This window comes from Flavobacterium salilacus subsp. salilacus (assembly GCF_004634195.1).
In the GTDB taxonomy this organism is placed as follows: Bacteria; Bacteroidota; Bacteroidia; order Flavobacteriales; family Flavobacteriaceae; genus Flavobacterium; species Flavobacterium salilacus.
In genome coordinates, this window is the sequence record NZ_SKBP01000001.1 from 486,357 (window position 1) to 510,432 (window position 24,076).

The following is a 24,076-nucleotide window of genomic DNA, read 5'->3' on the forward strand; positions in this document are numbered from 1 at the left end:
AATTTTAAAACTGTTTCACTAATAGCTATTTCTTAAATCGCCCCTAACTACTATGAAATATATAAATACAAAAACACTATTTTTCACTGCATCCTTACTTTTAGGAGTTATTGCGGTAAATGCACAACAATCACCAAAAGTATTTGGAAAAACTATCAGCGAAGCTGCAATAAACAGTGAAACAGGCACCATACGTTGTGTTACCACCGAGTATGAGGAATATTTGAAAGAAAAATTTCCGCAAAGAGCAACCAATAAAGAATTTGAAAACTGGATTGCACAAAAAATACTTAGTAATAAAACTAAAAGTAATGCTTCGGCACAAAACACAACCCAAGTAATAACGATACCCGTTGTAGTACACGTTATACATAACGGAGATTTTATAGGTAACAACGAGAATATAGCCGATGAACAGGTAGAGTCGCAAATTACAGTACTTAACCAAGATTACAGAAGAATGCTGGGCACTCCCGGCTATAACACAAATGATGTTGGTGCGGACGTTGAAATAGAATTTTGTTTAGCACAGACAGACCCCGACGGTTTGCCTACAAACGGCATTGACAGGGTTGATTTAGGACAGGCAAGCTGGGGCGAAAGTGATATTGAAAACACATTAAAACCTTCTACGATTTGGGATCCTGCACAGTATTTCAATATCTGGGTGTGCAACTTCGGGTCTGACCTTTCGGGTGTATTAGGGTATGCACAATTTCCGTCAGCATCAAGTCTTGACGGGCTAAATAACAACGAGGGCAGTGCCGATACCGATGGTGTTATTATTGGCTATGAATATTTCGGCTCTATTAACATATACCCGCAAGGAAACTACTCCTACCCCTACGATGAAGGAAGAACCACTACCCATGAAATAGGGCATGCATTGGGGTTATTGCACATTTGGGGCAACAGCTACAATAATAACTCTTGCAGCTATAGTGATTATTGTGATGATACACCGGCTTCAAACGGACCTAACTCTTCTTGCTCATCTCATTATAGCTGTACAAGCTATGATATGATTGAAAACTATATGGATTATACTAACGATGCTTGTATGAATATTTTTACGCAAGATCAAAAAGAAAGAATACTTGCCGTAATGGAAAACTCTCCTCGAAGAGCTTCTTTAAAAACATCGACTGTATGTCAAGTAACAGCCGGAAGAGAAGATTTTGAATTATTAAACGGCATTAACCTGTACCCTAACCCTGCACAGGAGGTACTGAATATAGCAACTACAAATAATGAGTTGCCCGATAGTTACATTATTTACAATAGTCTTGGGCAAACTATGGCTGCCACAAAAGTAAATACTGCGGCGAACCTTAGCATAAATATATCAGCCTACAGCAGTGGTATTTATTTTGTAAGTATCGAGAAAGGCAGCGAGTCCAAAGTGCTTAAATTCATTAAAAAGTAATTCCTTCCTTTTTTATAAATCATAAGAAATAAGCCCCCGCTTTCTTATGATCAACAAAGCCCGTAAATAATGCGGGCTTTGTTTTTTTATGATTCAGGAGCAAGCTCAATTTCAAGCCCGTCCAACGCTTCGGTTATAGGTATCTGGCATCCCAGCCTACTATTGGGTTTTACATGAAAAGCTTCAGAGAGCATCGCCTCTTCATCTGCCTCCATATCCGGCAAAGGCACATCATTCAGTACATAGCACTGGCAGGAAGCACACATAGCCATACCTCCGCAAATACCTATAGTGCCTTCGGGTGCTAATTCATAAGATCGGCAAAGCTCCATAATATTCATAGCCATATCAGTAGGCGCCTGCACCTCGTGCATTACCCCTTCCCTGTCGGTTATTTTTATGGTTATATCCTGTGCCATATTACTCTATTGCTTTTACTACCTGTTTTTCGGCTTCTTTGCGCGTACCGTCAAAACCATCTACACCGCTCACGGTAGTATATTTAAGCACATATTTTTTACCGGGATTAAGGCGGTTATATACACTTTGGCACATAAGGGTAGCTTCGTGAAAACCGCATAAAATCAATTTTAATTTCCCGGGATAGGTATTAACATCGCCAATGGCATATATACCCTCTATATTGGTTTGATAATCCAACGCATTATTAACCTTAATGGCATTTTTTTCTATCTCCAACCCCCAATCGGCAATAGGGCCAAGTTTTGGCGTAAGCCCGAAAAGCGGTATAAAATAATCTGTTTCTATAGTTCTGTGTCCGCCCTCTTGTTGTATATCCAGAGCTTCCACATGTTCAGCACCTCGAATACCTGTTACCTCAGCAGGAGTTATCAGGTTTATTTTGCCTAATTTCTTTAATTCCTGCACTTTCTCTACAGAATCCAGTGCACCTCTAAACTCATTTCTCCTGTGTACCAGTGTCACCTCTGAAGCAACATCAGAAAGGAAAATACTCCAGTCTAATGCCGAGTCGCCTCCTCCGGCAATTACAATTCTTTTATTTCTAAAAAGTTCAGGATCTTTCACAAAATACTCTATCCCTTTATCTTCATAAAAAGTAATTCCCTCTATCAACGGTTTACGGGGTTCAAAACTGCCCAGCCCTCCGGCTATTGCCACAGCTTTTGCGTGGTGTTTTGTTCCTTTATTGGTAGTAACTATAAATGTACCGTCTTCCAACTTGTCTATTGTTTCGGCTCTTTCGTTAAGGGTAAAACCCGGTTGGAACTGTTTTATCTGTTCCATAAGGTTATCCACGAGTTCACCTGCCATTACTGATGGAAAACCGGGTATGTCGAATATTGGTTTTTTAGGATATAATTCTGCAAGTTGCCCGCCTTGTTGTGGCAAGGCGTCTATAATATGGCATTTTAGTTTTAATAGTCCTGCTTCAAAAACGGCAAAAAGCCCTGTTGGGCCTGCGCCTATTATAAGTATATCTGTTGTAATCATTTTTCTCGTATGTTAAAAAACAGTTTCAGGGACAAAATTCCTTAAAACTGTTCTTTATTTCTATGATAATTGTCAGCAAATATATCCTGACAAAAATTATTCTGCTGTTGTAGCTGTTATGCTACATTTATTACTGTTTCTATTTGCGGAACGTATTTTTTAATCGTTGTTTCTACGCCGGCTTTCAAAGTCATCTGGTTTACACTGCAGCCCACACAAGCCCCTTCAAGACGCACTTTTACATGCTTATCTTCGTCTATAGCTATTAATGAAATATTCCCGCCGTCAGATTCAAGAAAAGGGCGAATCTCGTCGAGTGCCTTTTCTATGTTCAGTCTAATTTCTTCTGTTGTCATGTTATTTCTTTTTAACTGCTGAGCAGCCAGCCATTGTTGTTATTTTAATTGCCTCCGTAGGCGGTAAATTATCATTTCTGTTCACAGTTTCCTGTACTACAGAGCGTGCCAGCTCTTCAAAAGCAGCTTCCAGCGGGGTTGCTGTTTGCAATGCTGCCGGACGACCGTAATCGCCTGCCTCGCGTATGCTTTGTACTAATGGTACTTCGCCAAGAAAAGGTACATCTAAATCTTCTGCTAAGTTTCTTGCACCTTCTTTACCAAAGATATAGTATTTATTATCAGGTAGCTCTTCGGGTGTAAAATAAGCCATATTTTCTATAATACCCAATACCGGTACATTAATACTCTCCTGACGGAACATTGCTACACCTTTTTTGGCATCTGCCAGTGCAACAGCCTGTGGCGTGCTTACTACCACAGCTCCCGTTACGGGCAGCGACTGCATTATTGAAAGGTGAATATCTCCTGTTCCGGGAGGGAGATCTACCAACATAAAATCAAGCTCTCCCCAGTCGGCATCAAATATCATTTGGTTCAATGCTTTAGATGCCATCGGTCCTCTCCATATAACAGCCTGCTCCGGGGTGGTAAAAAAGCCTATGGATAGTATTTGGACGCCATAGCTTAATATCGGTTTCATTTTCGACTTGCCATCTACTTCTACCGATATGGGTCGTTCTCTTTCCACATCAAACATTATGGGCATAGAGGGTCCGTAAATATCGGCATCGAGTATGCCTACTTTAAAGCCCATTTTTGCCAATGCTACGGCAAGGTTTGCGGTAATGGTAGATTTACCCACGCCTCCTTTGCCTGATGATACGGCAATTACATTGCTTATGCCGGGTATTCCTTTACCTTTTATTTCAGGTTTTTCGGGAGTCTCCAGCTTAATATTTACTTTAACCTTAGCTTCGGGAGCTATAGTATCGTGTATGGTTTTTACAATATCGGCTTCCGCGCGTTTACGAATGTGCATTGCCGGATTGTGCATTACCAGCTCTACAACAACTTCGTCGCCAAAGGTAAGCACATTGCGTACTGCTCCGCTATCTACCATGTTTTTGCCTTCTCCGGCTAATGTTATGGTTTCAAGAGCTTTCAGTATTTCTTTTCTATCGAGTTTCATAGGTATTATTACTTTGTTTTTCAGCCTTTTAAATAAGGTTGCTTTTAAATTACAAAGATAGTGTGAAAAGCTGATATCTAAAAGTTTTGATTTGCTTAAAAGCTCTCTTGATTTTTTTATAAATCTAACTCTTTTGCAGGATCCCAAAGGTGTTTTTCAAAATCTATTATTTTGTTTTCTTTTACTTTTATACCCTCGCTTTCAAGAAGCTGCTGCATGAGGCTTGTGCCTTCAAAGTGGTGCTTGCCTGTTAGCAGCCCAACGCGGTTTACTACTCTGTGTGCCGGTACATCGTCAATACCATGGCTGGCATTCATAGCCCAGCCTACCATTCGGGCAGACCGCCCTGCTCCTATAAACTTTGCAACAGCACCATAGGTTGTTACCCTGCCGTAGGGCACCTGCCTTACTACCTGATATACCCGCTCAAAAAAACTATCGTTGTTTGCCATGACAGAAGTTTTTTTAGTTCCTCATCATTTTTATAATGGTAATGATACACACCACTCCTGTTATACCTCCCATAAAGTAATTAATGTTACAAAGAAAAAAAGCTGCTTTATGCTCAAATTTTTTAAACGATATGATGTACAGATAAAAAACAGAAAATGAGCCTATAACTGCCCCCATAACAAACAGGAATATAAATAAGGGATTAAAATAAAAGTATTCATGCTTAGAGAGTGTAACGCTCATAAACACATAATAGGGCACCGGAAAAAAGTTTAATGCGGAAAGCAAGACCCCGAGAAAAAATTTACTTTTTCGGCTTTTAAGACTGGTTACCGCAACCCCGTTTTTCGGTTTTGGCTTTTTGGCAAAAAACAGGAAATAAATGGTAAGCACAGCAAATATTCCCAAGCCCATTTCTTCGAGCAGGTATATTATATCCGGTCTGCTGTTTATAAATTTTGCAAAAGAAACGGCAATATAGGTTTGCACAAAAATGATGCTTGTAGCTCCAAGTGCAAAAATTACTGCCCTTTGCCTGCCCTCGTTAAGACTGATTTTTGCAGCGGTAATGTTTAAAAGACCGGGCAGTGATATACCTGCCGCAGCTAAAACAATACCTAATACAACGGGCAGGACTAACTCCATATTATTTTATTTTAAACTGTATATAGGTAATAGGTTTTTCTTTTTCCAAATATTGCTGTTCATAAAATGTTTGTATAGCCGTAACAATTTCCGGAGAACCGGCATTATGATATACATTATGGTTAGCATATATAACCTCGTGTCCTTCGCCATGCAGCAACCCCAGCGTATAGCCATGCATAAACTCACTATCCGTTTTTAGGTTTACCACACCATCGGGCGCAAGTATTTTTTTATAACGTTGCAAAAACTCCGAATTGGTTAAACGATGTTTTGTGCGTTTATACTTTATTTGCGGATCCGGAAACGTTATCCATATCTCGGCGACTTCGCCGGGAGCAAAAAAATATTCAATAAGTTCTATCTGCGTTCGTAAAAAAGCCACATTATCAATATTATTTTCTATTGCTGTTTTTGCACCACGCCAAAAACGCGCTCCTTTAATATCAATGCCTATAAAGTTTTTATCCGGATAGCGTTGTGCCATACCTATACTGTACTCGCCTTTACCGCATCCAAGCTCCAGTATGATAGGGTTTTGATTTTTAAAAAAAGTACTCCCCCAGTTTCCTTTTAACGAAAAATTGTCCGATACTGCGTCTTCTCTTTCGGGCTGTATAACGTTTATAAAGGTTTCGTTTTCCTTAAATCGTTTTAATTTATTTTTGCTTCCCACGACTAAACTTAAAATTTTGGTAAAATTAGGGAAATATACGAAACCTGAAATAGTTTTAGATTGCACTTATTAAATAGTTATCAAAAAACCACGTTTTGCAAAACAGGAAAAGAATTTTGGTGGCTCCTTTAAACTGGGGCCTGGGTCATGCTACACGCTGCATACCCATTATTGAGGCATTGGAAAATCATGGTTTTGAACCTGTAATTGCATCAGACGGCATTGCGCTTGCATTATTAAAAAAAGAGTTTCCTGCCCTTACTGCTATAGAACTTCCGCCATACCAAATAGAGTATGCAAAAAATGGTGCATTTTTCAAACTAAAGCTCATTACACAGATTCCTAACATGATCAAGGCCGTAAGGCGTGAAAACAGTATGGTTCAGGAGCTTATTGAAAAACACAACATCCAAGGCATTATATCAGACAATCGATTGGGGGTTTATTCTAAGAAGCTGCCTTGTGTGTTTGTTACCCATCAGCTTAATGTGCTTACCGGCAACACCACCTGGTTTACCTCCAAGATACACCAGATGTTTATCAGAAAGTATAATGAATGTTGGGTTCCTGATGTACAAACCACGCCTAACTTATCGGGCAAACTGGGACATATTGACGGCAACAGCCTTAAGGTGAAATATATTGGCCCTTTAAGCCGACTACACAGGAAACCTATGGAAAAGAAGTATGACTTAATGGCAATACTATCCGGACCCGAACCGCAGCGCACCATGCTGGAAGAAAAGCTAAGCGACGAGCTTAAACGTTATAAAGGCAAAGTAATTTTTGTAAAAGGAGTGGTAGAGCCGGAAGAAAAAATAACCGTAAAGGATAACATTACTTATTACAATTTTATGAATACTGCGGCATTGGAACAGGCTTTTAACGAAAGTGATAAAGTATTGTGCCGCTCAGGATATACTACAATAATGGATTTGGCTCAGTTAGGCAAAAAAGCCTTTTTTATACCTACTCCGGGACAATATGAGCAGGAATATTTGGCTCATAAATTAAAGAAAACGGGGCTGGTGCCTTATGCACGCCAACACAGTTTTAAAGTGGAAGATTTAGAAAAAATATCTTTGTATAAGGGGCTTAAAAACTTGGGTAGCGATATGCGGTGGAAAGATTTATTTAGTCTTTTCAAGGGTGAATGAAAATTCTGAACCTTCGCCAAACTTGCTTTCTACATATATTTTTTCGTCATGCCCTTCTATGATGTGTTTCACGATAGCAAGCCCCAGTCCTGAACCGCCTTCGGAGCGGGCACCGCTTTTATCTACTCTGTAAAAACGCTCAAAAAGGCGTGGTATGTGCTTTTGCTCTATACCCTCGCCGTTATCTTTTACTCTTACAATAATTTTATTGTTAACAAGATCTTCTATGCTCACTTCGGTAGTACCGTCTTCTTTGCCATACTTTATGGAGTTAACAACAAGATTGGTTACTACTTGCTGAATTTTATCCCTGTCAGCATAAACCATTATAGGCTTCAGGTATTTCATCTCAAACATGAGTATGATGCCTTTTTTATCTGCCCTCATCTCCAGCATATCAAAAACATTCTGTACCACTTCAATTATATTAAACTTGGTATAGTTAAGGTTAAGGTCGCCCAGTTCAAATTTAGAAATCATGTCTAAATCCTGTACGATATAAATAAGGCGTTCAACTCCTTTTTCGGCACGTTGCAAGTATTTTTTACGCAATGTTTTATCATTCATTGCACCATCAAGCAGCGTTAGTAAATAACCTTGTACTGTAAATAAGGGTGTTTTTAGCTCATGAGATACATTACCCATAAACTCACGTCGATATTCTTCACGAACTTTAAGGGTTTCAATCTCTATTTTTTTATCACGGGCAAATTTTTGCACTTCGCGGGTAAGGGTTGCCATATCAGTAGTGATGGGCTTGTTTCTGAGGGATGCTGATTCGAGCAGCGAAACATCGTCATAGATCTTTTTTACACGCCTGTATATAAAGTGTTCTACCCTGTATTGCAGTACAAAAAAGGAAAAAACAAAAAAGGATGTAGAGAATATAAAAATAAACAGGAGGTTTATTTCAGCAAAATAATATAGCAGCACCGTTATTAAAATAGCGGAGAAAACAGTGATGTATGAAGCTGATTTTACAGCAAACCGATATGATTTCTTAAAATTTATTGCCACTAAATTTCGAGCTTATAGCCTACTCCCTTTATAGTTTTAAAAAGTTCGTCACCTATTTTTTCGCGTAGTTTTCTTATATGAACATCTATTGTTCTGCCGCCTACTACTACTTCGTTACCCCAAACTTTATCAAGTATTTCTTCTCTCTTAAACACTTTTCCTGGTTTGGAAGCTAACAAATAAAAGAGTTCAAACTCTTTTCTTGGCAGCACTATCTCGCGATCTTCAAGTACAATTTTATACTCTTCGCGGTTAATTTCTATATTACCTACTCTAAGTACATCACCTTTTGCCTCATCATCCTTAAGCCTTCTAAGCAATGCTTTTACTTTGCTTACAAGTAGTTTCGGCTTAATAGGTTTTGCAATATAATCATCAGCCCCTGCGTCAAAACCTGCAACTTGAGAATAGTCTTCATTGCGGGCTGTAAGGAATGTGATTATTACATTGCTTAGCTCCGGGAGTTTTCTGATGTTTTCACAAGCTTCCATACCATCCATTTCAGGCATCATTACATCCATAATAATAAGGTGCGGAAGTTCTTTTTTAGCTTTAGCTATGGCGTCTCTTCCATTGCTTGCAGTAATGACATGATAGCCCTCCTGGCTTAGGTTGTAACCTACGATTTCCAGAATATCCTGTTCATCATCAACCAGTAAAATCTTAATGTCTTTTTTTTTCATAATGACAGCTCACATGTTGTTTAACGGTTGTAAAGGTAAAGATAATACAAAACCCGTAAACACATTAACTGTAATTTAATCTATTAACAATTTTGTAACATAAACCAAATACAAAAGTAACGTTTTGATAACATGGCTTTTGAAAGGTTGAGGTTTCTTTGCATGAAAAATAAACAACACACAAACAACACACAATGAGAATTAAATTTCTACTTATCTCTCTGTTTATCTTTACGTTAGGTTTTTCGCAAAATACTGCAACCATAACCGGAACTGTAACTGATAAAGACATGAACAATGAAACACTGCCATTTGCCAGTGTAGCCATTAAAGGAACAAATATTGGTACAAATACCGATGAGAACGGTAAATACACCCTAAAAGTTCCTGCCGGAAGTCACACTTTAGTATTCGGGTTTTTAGGATATGAAAATATCGAAGTTCCTGTTACTATAGCTGCGGGTGAGACTAAAACTATAAACAAAGCAATGTCATCTACAAGTGTGCAACTTCAGGATGTAGTTATAGAACAGCAAATAAATCGTGAAAAAGAGTCGGCATTACTTGTTGAACAGAAGAAAGCTGTAGAAATTAAGCAAAGTATAGGTGCTCAGGAACTAAGCAGAAAAGCAACTACTACTGTAGAGCAGGGGTTAACGAAGATATCGGGTATTACTAATGTAAAAGATCGTGGTATATTTGTGAGAGGACTGGATGACAGATATAACTATCTGCTCATTAATGGTCTTCCTGTAGCCTCTCCTGATCCGGATAAAAAAATTATTCCACTTAACTATATATCAACCAGTATAGTTGAGTCTATAGATGTTTTCAAGACCTTCAACAGTAACCTTTACCAAGACTTTGCAGGAGCTACTTTTCAAATAAATACCAGAAAAACGCCTTCAAAATCTACAACAGTTCTTAGTTATGGTGTTGGATACAATACCAATACTACGTTTAATGATTTTTATACTGACGATGCAGGATCCGGATTTCAGAATTTTGCAGGATATACAGGGAATAGCAGGGAAATACCTAATGTATATTCTAAAGATAATCGCTTAGCTTACAGTGCAACACCTGAAGAATCAGCAAATTTATTTGAAACTTCTTGGACTCCTAAAAAAACCAATGCACCACTTAACACTAAGTTTGGCATAAGCCACGGTCAAAGAATAAAAGAATGGGACAAAGGAAACTTAGGTGTGTTTTTGAGTTTGAATTACAACAATTCATACCTTTTCCAGTCAGGACAAGAAAGAAGGCTTAGCTCAGAAGGAAATGCGCAGCAAGACTTTGAATCGAAACAATATGATTTTTCAACACAAAAATCCGGTTTATTTGCCCTTAACTACAAAATATATGACAAGTTAGATTTAACTTTTAATACTATATACCTACAAAACAGTAGTAACACTATTGCTGAAGGTTTGGGGCTTAATAATTCATATACCCAACTTAATGAGACTCCGTTTTTTATAAGAGATACTAAATATACTGAAAACAGGGTAGCAGTTTTTCAAGTTTTAGGCGATTATGAATGGATGAACAAGAAACACGTGCTACATTTCGGGACATCTTATTCTGATGGTAAAAATAATGTGCCCGACAGGAGAGTTTTAGTTACTGCAGACAGCGGAGAGAATGCAGAATATATTACTACAAACGGGATAAACCCATTTAAGTTCTATCAGGAACTGGATAATTCAAATATTAACGCTCTTGTAGAATACAAATTAGGTTTTGACCATAATGAAGAGAATGACCGATATCAGTCAAATATAAGAATTGGCTATAATGCAGATTTGATTGATTATGAATTTTTTAACAGAACAATATCTGCCAGTTTTGACGGTACACCCGATCAAACTATTATAAATACCAATGATCCTGAAGCATTTTTCCAAAATGGTTTTGCAAACGGATTTTTAAGATATAGAAATACACCTGACCCAACAATGGACAGTTATATAAACCAGCTTATTAATGCATCCTATATTAATTATACTAAGCAATGGGAAAAGCTTTTAATAGAGGCAGGCATCAGGGCTGAATATGCCGTAAGAGAAATAGAATATCGATTACAAACTGATAATATATTTTCTCCTCATCGTGTAGAGAAATATGACCCTTTCGACCTTAGCCCGGCATTAAATATAAAATACAACCTAAACGATGATACAAACCTGCGTTTTGCAGCGTCAAAAACTACAACCAGACCAAGACTAAGGGAAATTCTTCCAACAGTATATCAAGGCGGAGATGGTAACCAAACTGTGGGTAACCGATTGTTGGAAAACTCAACTAATTATAATGTTGACTTAAAGTACGAAGTGTTCCCCAGCAATTCAGAAGTACTGGCAATAGCTGCATTTGGTAAATTAATACAAAATCCGATAGAGAGAATTTTCCGCAGTACATCGGTAGGTTATCTTGAAAGTTTCGGTAATTTCGATGAGGCGTATTTATATGGTATAGAATTGGAAGGAAAGCTGAATATAGGCAGTGTTTTTAAAGCTGATGCTCTTAACGATTTTTCCTTAGGATTTAACGGTATCCTTATGCAGTCAGAATCTAAAACAGATAATGAAAGCGGTGAATTTGGACAAGTTACCAATAAGAACAGGGATCTTCAGGGAGCCTCAAATTGGGGTATAAATGCAGATATATCTTATCAACTTAAAAGAGGTGAAAACTTTAATTCAACTTTCACGCTAATATTTAATACCTACGGAAAAAGAATTTATGCCGTGGGTGTTGAAGGTGCTGATGACATATATGAAAAACCAATCAATCAGTTAGACTTAGTATGGAATACAGAATTTAATGACCACTGGGGCTTAAGGTTTACCATACAAAACATATTAGACGAAGAAACACTGTTTACACAGGATGCTACCAGAGAAATTCAGTTTCCTGACAGGTATAGCAACATTTATGAAAGCTATAATTTAGGCGTAAACTTTGGACTAACCCTTACTTACAAGCTTTAACTCAGTTAATATTTAGACAACATTGAAGGTGTTTTTGATTAATATATTTAACAATCCCTTAATGTTGAAATAAGCGCCGATTAATTAAATACAAATATTTTTGCCACAGAAATTTATATATACTTAACTTAAAAACACAACAAATGAAAAAATTGCTTTTATCTATGCTGGCAATATCAGCATTGGCAGTTACATCATGCAGCAGCGATGATGACTCAAACAACAACAATAACAATGGTAATGTTATTGAGGGTACTGTAATTACAGGTACTATAACAGAAGATCTATTTGTTCCTAAAGGCGATTACACGCTAAGAGGTACTGTTTTAGTTGAAGATGGCGCTACGCTAACTATCGAAAAAGGTTCAACAATTACTGTTACTTCAGCAGATGAGTCGACAGGCATAAACGTTTTAATGGTAAAACAAGGCGGTAAACTTGTGGCGGAAGGTACAGCTCAAGAGCCGATTATCTTTACTTCTGAAGGTCAAGGTGCTGGAGAAGGTGGAGATTGGGGCGGTATAGTACTACATGGTAGAGCTACTATTAATGGTACTGATACTAACCCACTTTCAGAAGCTGGTCAGCTTCCATACAGCGGAACTAACGATGCTGATAGTTCAGGTTCTCTTAAATATGTTCGTGTTGAATATGCAGGTGTTCCATCTTCTGATGGTCAATTCGAATATAATGCATTCTCTTTCTTTGCTTGTGGTTCTGGTACAATAGTTCAAAACTGTGAAGCTTATAAAGGTGCTGATGACGGATTCGAATTTTACGGTGGTACTGTAAGTGCTACAAACCTTATCGCTATAGATATGGAAGACGATTCTATTGACTGGGATCAAGGATACAGAGGTACATTAACAAACATTGCTGTTTATCAGTCTAATAACATTGGTGATTTTGCTTTTGAACTTTCAAGCCGTAAAACAGAATGGAATCTTGAGCCAAGATCTAACCCGACTGTAAAAAATGTAACGATAAGAGGAAACATGAAAGCTGGTAAATCTGCTTTTGACCTTAAAGAAGGTACTGCAGGTGACTTTGATAATGTAAAAGTTTACAATGTTGAGTATGTAGCTTTCGTAAACAACCAAGTTACTCAAGTTGAGGATGGTTCATTAAAAATGACAAATGCTAATTTGGTAGCTTCAATTGGTCTTGTTAAAAACAACGTACCGGATAATACTACTGATTTAACTGACATGTTGTTTGTACAAAACTCGAATGCAGTTGGTGCTAACTTATCTGCTTTTGACACTTGGTCTCACAATTCTGAACTTACTTGGTAATCAAAAAATAAGTTTATTAAATAAGCAAACAACCCCTCAAAATAATTTTGAGGGGTTGTTTTTTTGGTACACTATTTGAAATATATTTTATATATTTACCAAATCAATCATCACCATGGCAAAAAAATATTTTTATATCATATTGTTTTTCTTCTCTTTATTAAGCCTTGGCGCATATGCCCAGGAAAATAAGGATCTATCTGCATTTGGCACTAATCAAGCCATAGAAGGACTTAATATATACCCTAACCCTGTAAGCGCAGACAGGATATATATTACTTCTAAAAACATGCAGAGTAAAGAAATTCAGATATATGACGTGCTTGGCAAAAAGATATTACAAACTGTAATAAGCGGTAAAGAACTTGTCATCTCTGCACTTACTCCGGGTGTATATATCATCAAAATTAAAGAGGGCGAGGCTACTTCTACCAGAAAACTTATTGTTAAATAGGTACTACAATAAGGACTTCACCTTAAAACTATCTTAATTTTATTGTATTTTTTTATTATATATAGTATTTGTTAGTATATTTGTTATACAAAATAACTAAATTACTACGAATATGAAAAAACTTTACACATTATCATTATTAATGATTGCAGGCTTGTCTTTCGGACAAACGCCAATAATTACAGGTATCCTTGATGGAGATTGTAGCGGAGGAAACCCGAAAGCCATAGAAATTTATGCAAACGGTACTGTTGACTTTGCAAACTATTCTTTAGAAAATCAAACTAATGATAGTAGTTCTTGGGGCAACACCTTAAGCCTTGCTACTTTTGGCACAATAACAAATGATTTTATTTATGTTGTAAATGGTGACGCAAATTCATCATTTTCAAGTGAATTTGAGGGAATACCATCATCCAACGTTTTATACACAAGTACAGAAAATGATGGAACCCCTAAACCACTTAATATTAATGGTAATGACAGGGTAAGAATTATTGATGGTTCGATGACTGTTATAGACCAATACGGTTTGGACGGTGTAAATCCTGAAGGCGATTTTCCTTTAACAGAAGAAAACCCAGGTTTGGTATGGTGGCATATAGACTCTTGGGCAAGAAGAGCAGATAATACCGGACCGGATGGCGCAGCATTTAATGTTGATAATTGGATTTTTGGAGGCCCTACCGCATTAGAAGGACTTGGCGAATGCCAAGGAGGTAATCCTTTCTCTACAGTTGTTCCATTTGGAGAATATAATGCTACTGCAAGTATTAAACAAAATAATATTTCGACATTAAAAATATTCCCGAACCCACTTTCAGGAAATATCCTTAACATAACATCTGATGCTAATGCTGCTAAAACAGTTGCTATCTATGATGTATTGGGCAAACAGGTAATAAATACCGTAACTACAACCGGAACAGTAAATGTTTCAAATTTAACTTCGGGCATATATATTGTTAAAATTACTGAAGAAGGTAAAACAGCCACAAGAAAACTTGTTGTTAAATAGTTTGCATATAAAACATACAGTAAAAAGCACCTAAAATAGGTGCTTTTTTTTGTTAAATAACAATTTAGAAACATAAGGTAGCTAACCGTTCAATACATTTGTGCCGAATTATAAAAAACATGAATAATAAAAACATTTTGAAAATGAAAAAATTTTACTTTTTATCACTAGTACTTTTCTCTGCTGTTACTTTCGGTCAGAGCGTTGTAATAACAAGAGTAATAGATGGTACGCTACCACATGATGGATGTGATGGTTCTGAAGGCACATTTAGTCCTAAAATTATTGAAATGTATGTTTCAGGAACAATCGATTTCGGGGCAGACGATTACAGACTGCAAGCAGAATCAAACGGTGCTGCAAACGAAGGTGATATATACTGGGGTGGTATTGGTTTATACTTGAGCGACCTTGGTGAAGTGACTGACTCTTTTGTTTATACAGTTAATATCCCAACAGATAATGGAACACCTGCACAACCATTATACGATAATACACTACCTATTTTCACTGATATGTATGAAGAAATTCCTGCTAACAAAGTAATCTTTAGCAGATACGCTCCTAATATGAATGGTAATGATGCTATAAGAGTTGCTATTTATGATGGAGATAACTTAGTAGAAGTTATAGACCAATTTGGAAACCCACTTGATGTAGTTGACGGTGATGACTACACTGCTACTTGGGCTTATCAGGATAGTTATGCAACAAGAAATTATGCTGTAGCTCCTAACGGAGGTAATTTCGACAATACTACCTTTACTTATGCAGGTAATAACGCTTTAGACGGTGTTACTTGTACTCAATTTGTTGATGCAATTGGTTTAGGAGTTTTATCAACTAAAAACTTTGATGCTATTTCAGGTCTTACAATGTATCCTAACCCACTTTCAGGAAACATCCTTAACATAACATCTGATGCTAATGCTGCTAAAACAGTTGCTATCTATGATGTATTAGGTAAGCAAGTAGTAAATACTGTAACTACAAACGGAACTGTAAACGTTTCAGGTTTAACTTCAGGCGTGTATATCGTAAAAATTACTGAGGAAGGTAAAACAGCTACAAGAAAACTTGTTGTTAGATAATTACTTTTTTAAAAAAATAATAGTGAAAGCACTGCCTAAGGCAGTGCTTTTTTAGTTAACAGTTTCTTAAAGTGTGTTGTGTTTATAATTAATTATATTTGATTTCATCTAACATTAAAAAAATTATTAAAATGAACACAAAAATCTTTTTTGCAAGTGTACTACTTGCAGGTTTCTCTTTTACAGTAAAAGCACAAATTATGACAGGCTCTATAACAAGTTACGGGCTTGATGCAGGGGCTTCAGGCACAGAAAACACATTTTATGGCTATAGAGCTGGTCAAGGAGTTCCTCAATATGGTTCTGCTAGATATGGCACCTATATTGGTCATCTAGCTGGACCTGGTAATGTAGGGTTTAGCAATACTTTCTTAGGGCATAAAACAGGTAGATTGAATTTTGACGGGAATGAAAATGTATTTATAGGCAGTTTGGCAGGAGAAGAAAGTTCAGATAATTCAAAAAATGTATTTATAGGCTTTAGTGCAGCAAGGTACAACAATGGAGTAAACAATACTATAATCGGATATAAAGCAGGATTTTATAATAATAATGGAAATAATATATTTTTGGGATATAATGCAGGCTACAATGAAACTGGAGGAAATAAATTATATATAGCAAATAGTGACACGCCTACCCCACTCATATGGGGTGACTTTTTAAGTCAATTATTAAAGTTTAATGGCAAAGTAGGTATTGGTATGGGTACTATGGCTTTCCCCACAACGGCGTCAAGTTACAATGTTTCGTCTTATAAGTTAATTGTAAATGGCGGTATTTTAGCTAAAGAAGTAAGAGTATCGACAAATTGGGCAGATTATGTTTTTGAAGATGATTACAAATTACCTTCGCTTGAAGAAATAGAATGCTACATTGAAGAAAACGGTCACTTGCCGAATGTTCCATCTGCAAAAGAAGTTGAAGAGCAAGGCATAGAAGTAGGAGAAATGGCAAAAATACAGCAGGAAAAAATTGAAGAATTAACGCTGTATATTATAGGACAAAACAAGCAACTTGAAAAACAAGGAGAAGAAATTAAGGAACTAAAAGCGGCAGTACAGCTTTTATTAGAAAGACAGTAATATAAGTTCAACTTAAAATTTATAAATTATGAAGAACTTATATAAATTTATTTTGTGTTTCACAATAAGTACTTGTTGTGCACAAAATGCAGTTTGGTATTTTGGTAAATCGGCAGGTTTACGCTTTAATAACATCTTCAATACCACTACAGAGGTTACTGACATGCCTCTAAATAATGGCTTTAATGATGGTGGCACACTGGAAGGAGTAGCGACAGTATCATCATTAGAAGGGCTTTTATTATTTTACACCAATGGAACTGAAGTATTTTCACATAACCATCAAATCATGGATAATGGGGCGGGATTATATGGACATTATTCCAGTAGGCAGAATGCTGTTATTATACCTCGACCTGAACACGAAAATGAATTCTATGTTATTACCACAGATGTAATGGAGCAAGGCAAAGGATTACATTATTCAATAGTGGATATGAGTTATAATGGTGGTTTAGGGAAAGTAATAACTAAGAATACTGTTTTAAAAGATCATTTGGGGGTCGCCATAAATCAAACTTATAATTATGGTAGCTATCCAAGAACTGAAAGGATAACTACAACTTTTAACAGTGATGGCATAAACTATTGGGTAGTTACAAAGATCAAGAATTATATATATTCATATAGTGTAACAGCTAGTGGGATATCATCATTACCAGCATATTATTATTCTCTACCCGCAGAGAATTCCATCTACGCCTCTGCCAGTCAATTTATAAAGATATCTCCATATGGTAATAAAATTGTTATTACCCACAGTGATAATACTCTAGGTATAGCTTATAAACTAGGAGATTTTAACCCTGCAACAGGACAAATATCAAATGTTAATGTTAATATTACAAAGAATAGTTCTGATGAATTCTCAATGGGAATCGAATTTTCCGGTAATAATCAAAACTTATATTTCTTATTGAATAACAGTTTCGATTATAGCTCTAATTTATACAAGTATAATATTCAAACATCAGAAAAAACCTTAATATCTACAACAACTTCGAACCAAGTTTATATGCAACGTGCGGCAAATGGTAAAATTTATATACCAAGCGGAGGCAGTACTAAAATTTCAGAAATTTCTACTCCTGATAATTTTAGTAATCCTAATTATAGCTTTCAAAACATCACATTATCACGCAATGTTAATTCAGGACTACCCCAATGGGTCTACTGGCATAATAGCGGTGGATTTTGCCAGCCTTTATATCTTACATCAGAACCAAATTTTTCATATAATTATTCCTTTAATAAAAGTATAACAACATATGCGGGGTATACAATTAATAGCGGACAAACAATTACCATGTCAGCAACAGACTTCATTAGTTTAGAACCCGACACCTACATAGGAGAAGGTTCTGAGTATTGGGCTATACTAGGTTCTTGTTTAACTCCACGTCCTAAAAATAATGATGAAATACCTTTTGATTTAACTGAAACAAAAAATACTGAAATAGAAGAATTTATACTTTTCCCCAACCCCTCTAATGATATCGTGAATCTGTACCATCAACAAGGTATTAAAATCCTAACAGTTGTATCAATAGACGGAAAAGTTATTTATAGTACGACTATAAATGGAGATAAAGAATATATACTTGACGTTAAAAGTTTTAGCAAAGGAATATACTTAATTAATATACAAGGTACTGATGGTAAAATTTTTACAGAAAAACTTATTGTAGAATAAAGCTTTCAGCCAAATTATATTATACTAAGCACCGCTATAAGCGGTGCTTTTTTATTTTATACCTTTGCGATATAAAATAATTGCTTTGATTACCGCATCAGATATATTTAATATCGCTTCAAAAAAAGAATTTGAAAAAATCACGCTAAAGGTATTTCGCCAACAGTATGATAATAATTTGGTATATCAGGCATTTTGCAGCTTATTGAAAAAGGACAAACAGAATGTTAAGGCTATTAAAGATATTCCTTTCCTGCCCATCCAATTTTTTAAAACGCATACGGTAATAAGCAATACACAACCCATACAGGTAACCTTTACCAGTAGTGGTACTACTGGGATGACAACCAGCAGCCACCATATTATTGATTTAAACCTTTATGAGCAAAGTTTCCGGCAGGCATTCTCGCAGTTTTATGGGAATATAGAAGACTATACTGTACTGGCACTCCTGCCCTCCTATCTGGAGCGCGAAGGTTCATCGCTTATCTATATGGTACAAGACCTGATTGAAGGCTCTAACAACCCTGATAGTGGCTTTTACCTGCATAATTATAATGATCTTATTGATAAACTTGTACAGCTTGATAAATCAGGAAAGAATATATTGTTAATAGGCGTTACCTATGCCCTGCTCGACCTGATTGAGATGCAGCAGTTTCAGCTAAAAAACACCATTGTTATGGAAACGGGCGGTATGAAAGGCAAACGCCGGGAAATGATACGCGAGGAGCTACATGATATATTATGCAAAGGTTTTGGTGTAAGTAAAATCCATTCGGAGTATGGTATGACCGAGCTGTTATCGCAAGCCTACTCTTTGGGCAATGGTATTTTTGAATGTCCGCCTTGGATGGACATACTTATCCGAGATACCGAAGATGCCCTGAGTTATGTAGATTATGGCAAAACAGGCGGTATTAATGTAATAGACCTTGCCAACATCAATTCCTGCTCGTTTATAGCTACGCAGGATTTAGGCAAAAAATACTCCAATCAATCCTTTGAAGTATTGGGGCGTTTTGATAATTCTGACATTCGCGGATGTAACCTTATGGTTTTATAACATTCTGAAAATAAGGAAGAAGATATCTCAAAAGTGTCATTCTGAACGCAATGCAATGAAGTGAAGAATCTCAATCATTTAATAAACAAGAGATTCTTCCTTCGTCAGAATCACAAAAATGCTTGGTTAAACACTTTTGAGACAGCCGCTTCTCATTATTTTACTCGTAGTATGTAGTAATTTTTCTTACCCTTCTGTAATAACACAAACTGGTTATTAATCAAATCTTCTTTAGTAATAGTATAATCTTCCTTAACCTTCTCCCTGTTTACAGATATCGCATTTTCTTTCAGTGCACGCCTCGCCTCACTGTTGGATGCCAAAAACCCTGTGCTTCCGGCTAATGCATCAACAATACCTATGCCTGCCTCTATATCAGCCATTGCTACTGCTGCCTGCGGTACGCCTTCAAAAACGTCTAAAAAAGTTGTTTCGTCAAGCTGTTTTAAATCATCTGCGGTAGCATTACCAAACAATACCTCTGATGCTTTTACTGCTTTTTCCAGTTCTTCCTGCGAGTGTACAAATACAGTCACCCCTTCAGCAAGTTTTTTTTGCAATAACCTCATGTGCGGTGCTTGCCTGTGTTCTTCTATCAGTTGCTCTATTGCGTCTTTTGATAAAAAAGTAAATATCTTGATATACTTTTCGGCATCTGCATCAGTAGTATTAAGCCAAAACTGGTAAAACTTATATACCGATGTTTTGTCGGCATCCAGCCACACATTACCGCCTTCTGACTTACCGAATTTAGAACCATCAGCCTTGGTAATAAGTGGGCAGGTCATGGCGTAAGCCTTTGCCCCTTCATCGTTCATACGGCGCACCAGCTCTGTACCTGTAGTAATATTACCCCACTGGTCGCTACCGCCAAGCTGTAGCATACAGTTATAATGCTTATGTAAATGGTAAAAATCATACCCTTGTATCAACTGGTAGGTAAACTCCGTAAACGACATTCCTGACCCGGCTTCGCCTGTAAGACGTTTTTTAACCGAATCTTTAGCCATCATATAATTCACCGTTATACGCTTCCCCACATCGCGTACAAACCCGATAAAAGAAAACTCTTTCATCCAGTCATAATTATTTACCAATACAGGTGCATTGGCATCTGTAGCATTAAAATCGAGAAAACGTGACAATACACGTTTTATACCTGCTACATTTTTCTCTAAAGCTGCTTCATCCAGCAAATTTCTCTCATCCGATTTACCCGAAGGGTCGCCTATCATACCCGTAGCCCCACCTACAAGAGCAATGGGTTTATGACCGCATTTTTGTAAATGAACCAAAATGATAATAGGCACAAGGCTACCGATATGTAACGAATCAGAAGTGGGGTCGAAGCCTATATAGGCAGTCGTCATTTCTTTATTCAGTTGTTCTTCAGTTCCCGGCATAATGTCGTGCACCATACCTCTCCATTGTAATTCTTCTACAAAATTTTTCATGCTTATTGTTTATTGAGTTGCAAAAATACAAACTTGTATTAACATGAGTCAAAAAAAGCAAACATCTGCCCTATATTTATGCTGTAAAAAGTATTTTTGTACTATGATATTAGTAACCGGCGGAACAGGTTTGGTAGGTGCACACCTGCTGCTACAATTAGCAGAGGGCAAAAAAGCCATACGCGCCCTGTATCGAACAGAAACGGGTAAAATAAAAGCTAAAAAGCTTTTTGAGCATTATAACAAAGCAAACTTGTTTGATACTATTGAATGGGCAGAGGGTGATATTACCGATATTCCGTCACTTGAAGCTGCTTTTGCAAACGTTACTCACGTTTACCACTGTGCCGGGTATATTTCTTTTGATCCGGGTGATGAGGAATTATTACGAAAAGTAAATATAGAGGGTACTGCCAATGTGGTAAATTGTGCATTGGCTTACGGGGTGCGCAAGTTATGCCATGTAAGCTCTGTTGCTGCACTGGGCGACCCAAGAGAAGATGAGAGCGTTATTACCGAAGAAACGGAATGGAATCCTGAAATAACACACAGCGATTATGCCATAAGCAAACACGGAGCAGAAATGGAAGTGTGGCGCGCCCGGCAGGAAGGGCTTGATGTGGTAATTGTAAACCCCGGAATTATATTTGGCTATGGATTTTGGGCACAGGGCAGCGGAAGAATGTTTAAAGCTGTAAACAACGGGCAATACTTTTATACCAAAGGCAGTTGTGGGGTTATAAGTGTAGAGGATGTTACAACTATTATGACAGAGCTTATGAACAGTGATATATCGGGTGAAAGATATATACTTGTAGCAGGGCAATTGTCTTATGACGAAATGCTGTTTGCTATTGCCGATGGTTTGGGCAAAAAACGCCCTGCTATATATGCCTCTCGTTTCTTAACATCGGTTGCCTGGCGTTTGGATTGGTTACTGTCAAAGTTAGTAAGACGAAAACGATTAATGACTCGTGCTATGGCAGCGGCTTCGCATAATCATGAAAATTATGATAACAGTAAAATTAAAGGGGTACTTAATTTTAAGTTTAGAGATGTAAAGCAATACTTGAAAATGTTGGCAGAAACGCTACTATCATCGGGGCATTTGCAATAAAAGCTTACTTATCTTTATTTTCCTTCCGGTCATTAAGTTTTTTTAAGGCATTCTTACCTAACATTTTCTTTTTATCTTCTTTAAGAGAATCTTTTTCTGTTTTAGGCTGTTCGGGGTCAAAAGGTTCCTTTTCCTTTTTTACCCTATCGGTTACCCTGTTATGGATTTGCTCATATACATCTAACTGGGCAGCATAATAGGCATGATTTTGCGCAAAAACGGTACTGTCTATATTATACTTATTATAAACATAGTCCGGAAGGTCTATTTTATTTTCTCTTAACACCTTTGGGTTAAACGACTTTACAGACTGTAATATGGTAATATCATACAACACATCAACCATCTCATCTTCAGTAAGCAGTTTTTCGGGTTTTTGCGGAGTATCGTCATTACATGCCAAAACTAAAAATGCCAGTAGTATAAGTGCTGCTTTTCTCATAATTATTACCTGTCAAAAAGTAAACGTTCGCCACAGCGAATATCTTTTACTTTAAAGTTATTATAAACCAGTTGACCGTTTACAAAGGTATGGGTTATTCTCGATTTGAAGTTAGTTCCTTCAAAAGGTGACCATCCGCATTTGTATAAAATATTTTCCTTCTTCACATTCCAAGGCAGCCCGGGGTTTACCAATACTAAGTCGGCATAGAAACCTTCTTTGATAAAGCCTCGTTTTTCTATCTTAAATATTTTGGCTGGGTTATGCGCCATTTTCTCTACAATACGCTCTACCGATATTTTCTTTTGATGATAGGCTTCAAACAAAGCCACTACAGCGTGTTGTACCAATGGTCCGCCCGAAGGCGCGCTTGTATAAGGGTTTTTCTTCTCATCCAGCGTGTGGGGCGCATGGTCGGTAGCAATAACGTCTATCCTGTCGTCCAGCAGCGCTTTCCAGAGTCCTTCCCTGTCAGCTTCGGTTTTAACCGCAGGATTCCATTTTATTAACGAGCCTTTTTTCTCATAATCAGCATCGGTAAACCAAAGGTGATGTATGCATACTTCGGCAGTAATTTTCTTTTCTTCCAACGGAATTTTGTTGGTAAACAGCTCTGTTTCTTTAGCTGTAGATATATGAAATACGTGTAGCCTTGCACCTGTTTTTTTAGCCAGTGCAACAGCTTTTGATGACGATATATAACATGCCTCGGCACTACGTATTAAGGGGTGATATTTTACAGGAATATCATCGCCATATTCTTCCTTATACTTTTCAAGATTATGCTTTATGGTAGCTTCGTCTTCACAATGGACTGCTATAAGCATTGATGTGCTCGAAAATATCTTTTCAAGTACTTCCTCATCATCTACCAGCATATTACCTGTTGAAGAGCCTAAAAACAGCTTAATTCCCGCTACGTTTCGGGGGTTGGTTTTTAGTACCTCTTCCAGGTTATCGTTTGTACCTCCCATCATAAACGAGTAGTTGGCATACGATACTTCTGCCGCCCTTTGATACTTTTCTTCAAGCAGCTCCTGCGTTACGGCATTGGGCACTGTATTGGGCTGCTCTATAAACGAGGTTATGCCTCCGGCTACAGCAGCACGCGATTCGGTTTCTATACTACCCTTATGGGTAAGTCCGGGCTCTCGAAAATGTACTTGGTCATCTATCATGCCGGGTATGAGGTAGCTGCCTTCGGCATCAATAATTTTTATGTCGGATGTTTTCGGGCTTATGCTTTCGCCAATTTCTTTTATATACTTGTCTTCAATTAAAAGATCGCCTTCAAAAACGTTTCCTTCATTTACAATTTTGGCATTCTTTATTAAAATCCTGTTCATG

23 protein-coding genes are annotated in these 24,076 nt (G+C 37.2%); 11 read left to right on the top strand and 12 right to left on the bottom strand.

Features of this window, described 5'->3' with window-relative positions; translation table 11 throughout:
• Positions 1–52 precede the first annotated feature (52 nt).
• On the top strand, positions 53–1,426 hold the full coding sequence (locus E0W68_RS02355) for a T9SS type A sorting domain-containing protein (protein ID WP_135217790.1): 1,374 nt from the start codon (positions 53–55) through the stop codon (positions 1,424–1,426).
• 86 nt (positions 1,427–1,512) lie between these two features.
• Here the strand turns inward: E0W68_RS02355 and E0W68_RS02360 are convergent, their stop codons facing one another.
• The 7 genes from E0W68_RS02360 to trmB form a co-directional block, all read right to left on the bottom strand.
• Positions 1,513–1,845, bottom strand: a complete 333-nt coding sequence (locus tag E0W68_RS02360) for a 2Fe-2S iron-sulfur cluster-binding family protein (protein ID WP_135217791.1) — start codon at positions 1,843–1,845, stop codon at positions 1,513–1,515.
• A gap of 1 nt (position 1,846) precedes the next feature.
• Entirely contained in the window at positions 1,847–2,899 is a 1,053-nt protein-coding gene (locus E0W68_RS02365) for an NAD(P)/FAD-dependent oxidoreductase (RefSeq protein ID WP_135217792.1), read from the bottom strand.
• 116 nt (positions 2,900–3,015) lie between these two features.
• Entirely contained in the window at positions 3,016–3,255 is a 240-nt protein-coding gene (locus E0W68_RS02370; RefSeq protein ID WP_135217793.1) for a NifU family protein, read from the bottom strand.
• A gap of 1 nt (position 3,256) precedes the next feature.
• Complete coding sequence (locus E0W68_RS02375; RefSeq protein ID WP_135217794.1) at positions 3,257–4,387, bottom strand: Mrp/NBP35 family ATP-binding protein; 1,131 nt, start codon at positions 4,385–4,387, stop codon at positions 3,257–3,259.
• A gap of 116 nt (positions 4,388–4,503) precedes the next feature.
• Positions 4,504–4,839: an MGMT family protein gene (locus E0W68_RS02380; protein WP_135217795.1), complete on the bottom strand. Its 336-nt coding sequence runs from the start codon at positions 4,837–4,839 to the stop codon at positions 4,504–4,506.
• A gap of 13 nt (positions 4,840–4,852) precedes the next feature.
• Positions 4,853–5,485 (bottom strand): LysE family translocator, encoded by a 633-nt coding sequence (locus E0W68_RS02385; RefSeq protein ID WP_135217796.1) that lies wholly within the window; start codon positions 5,483–5,485, stop codon positions 4,853–4,855.
• A 1-nt stretch (position 5,486) separates the two neighbouring features.
• Positions 5,487–6,161: a tRNA (guanosine(46)-N7)-methyltransferase TrmB gene (gene trmB / locus E0W68_RS02390; protein ID WP_135217797.1), complete on the bottom strand. Its 675-nt coding sequence runs from the start codon at positions 6,159–6,161 to the stop codon at positions 5,487–5,489.
• 95 nt (positions 6,162–6,256) lie between these two features.
• Here trmB and E0W68_RS02395 point away from each other — a divergent pair, with 95 nt between their 5' ends.
• A complete protein-coding gene (locus tag E0W68_RS02395; RefSeq protein WP_135217798.1) occupies positions 6,257–7,318 on the top strand; it encodes a glycosyltransferase in 1,062 nt (353 codons plus the stop codon).
• On the opposite strand, the gene E0W68_RS02400 is transcribed toward E0W68_RS02395, so the two are convergent.
• Together E0W68_RS02400 and E0W68_RS02405 are read right to left on the bottom strand one after the other, a co-directional pair.
• A complete protein-coding gene (locus E0W68_RS02400; protein WP_135217799.1) occupies positions 7,292–8,335 on the bottom strand; it encodes a sensor histidine kinase in 1,044 nt (347 codons plus the stop codon). The two genes, E0W68_RS02395 and E0W68_RS02400, sit on opposite strands and share 27 nt — an antisense overlap.
• Positions 8,335–9,018 carry a response regulator transcription factor gene (locus tag E0W68_RS02405; RefSeq protein WP_135217800.1) on the bottom strand — a complete coding sequence of 228 codons (684 nt, stop codon included), beginning with the start codon at positions 9,016–9,018 and terminating at the stop codon, positions 8,335–8,337. Before E0W68_RS02405 ends, E0W68_RS02400 begins: the two co-directional genes overlap by 1 nt.
• Before the next feature lie 194 nt (positions 9,019–9,212).
• Here E0W68_RS02405 and E0W68_RS02410 point away from each other — a divergent pair, with 194 nt between their 5' ends.
• From E0W68_RS02410 to E0W68_RS02445, 8 genes are all read left to right on the top strand, one after another.
• Positions 9,213–12,014, top strand: coding sequence for a TonB-dependent receptor (locus E0W68_RS02410; protein WP_135217801.1), 2,802 nt, complete (start codon positions 9,213–9,215; stop codon positions 12,012–12,014).
• Positions 12,015–12,157: 143 nt separating this feature from the next.
• Positions 12,158–13,309 carry a hypothetical protein gene (locus E0W68_RS02415; protein WP_135217802.1) on the top strand — a complete coding sequence of 384 codons (1,152 nt, stop codon included), beginning with the start codon at positions 12,158–12,160 and terminating at the stop codon, positions 13,307–13,309.
• A 115-nt stretch (positions 13,310–13,424) separates the two neighbouring features.
• Positions 13,425–13,763 (top strand): T9SS type A sorting domain-containing protein, encoded by a 339-nt coding sequence (locus E0W68_RS02420; RefSeq protein WP_135217803.1) that lies wholly within the window; start codon positions 13,425–13,427, stop codon positions 13,761–13,763.
• A gap of 112 nt (positions 13,764–13,875) precedes the next feature.
• Positions 13,876–14,781 (top strand): T9SS type A sorting domain-containing protein, encoded by a 906-nt coding sequence (locus E0W68_RS02425; protein WP_135217804.1) that lies wholly within the window; start codon positions 13,876–13,878, stop codon positions 14,779–14,781.
• 143 nt (positions 14,782–14,924) lie between these two features.
• Complete coding sequence (locus E0W68_RS02430; protein WP_162074833.1) at positions 14,925–15,872, top strand: T9SS type A sorting domain-containing protein; 948 nt, start codon at positions 14,925–14,927, stop codon at positions 15,870–15,872.
• Between the two features lie 131 nt (positions 15,873–16,003).
• On the top strand, positions 16,004–16,957 hold the full coding sequence (locus E0W68_RS02435; RefSeq protein WP_135217806.1) for a hypothetical protein: 954 nt from the start codon (positions 16,004–16,006) through the stop codon (positions 16,955–16,957).
• Positions 16,958–16,985: 28 nt separating this feature from the next.
• Complete coding sequence (locus tag E0W68_RS02440) at positions 16,986–18,650, top strand: T9SS type A sorting domain-containing protein (RefSeq protein WP_135217807.1); 1,665 nt, start codon at positions 16,986–16,988, stop codon at positions 18,648–18,650.
• An 85-nt stretch (positions 18,651–18,735) separates the two neighbouring features.
• Complete coding sequence (locus E0W68_RS02445) at positions 18,736–19,716, top strand: LuxE/PaaK family acyltransferase (RefSeq protein ID WP_135217808.1); 981 nt, start codon at positions 18,736–18,738, stop codon at positions 19,714–19,716.
• Between the two features lie 155 nt (positions 19,717–19,871).
• On the opposite strand, the gene tyrS is transcribed toward E0W68_RS02445, so the two are convergent.
• Positions 19,872–21,170 (bottom strand): tyrosine--tRNA ligase, encoded by a 1,299-nt coding sequence (gene tyrS / locus E0W68_RS02450; RefSeq protein WP_135217809.1) that lies wholly within the window; start codon positions 21,168–21,170, stop codon positions 19,872–19,874.
• A 103-nt stretch (positions 21,171–21,273) separates the two neighbouring features.
• On the opposite strand from tyrS, the gene E0W68_RS02455 reads away from it, so the two are divergent.
• Positions 21,274–22,287, top strand: a complete 1,014-nt coding sequence (locus tag E0W68_RS02455) for an NAD-dependent epimerase/dehydratase family protein (RefSeq protein WP_135217810.1) — start codon at positions 21,274–21,276, stop codon at positions 22,285–22,287.
• A gap of 4 nt (positions 22,288–22,291) precedes the next feature.
• On the opposite strand, the gene E0W68_RS02460 is transcribed toward E0W68_RS02455, so the two are convergent.
• Positions 22,292–22,729 carry a DUF4296 domain-containing protein gene (locus E0W68_RS02460; RefSeq protein WP_135217811.1) on the bottom strand — a complete coding sequence of 146 codons (438 nt, stop codon included), beginning with the start codon at positions 22,727–22,729 and terminating at the stop codon, positions 22,292–22,294.
• 5 nt (positions 22,730–22,734) lie between these two features.
• Positions 22,735–24,075, bottom strand: coding sequence for a dihydroorotase (locus E0W68_RS02465; protein ID WP_135217812.1), 1,341 nt, complete (start codon positions 24,073–24,075; stop codon positions 22,735–22,737).
• Position 24,076 lies beyond the last annotated feature (1 nt).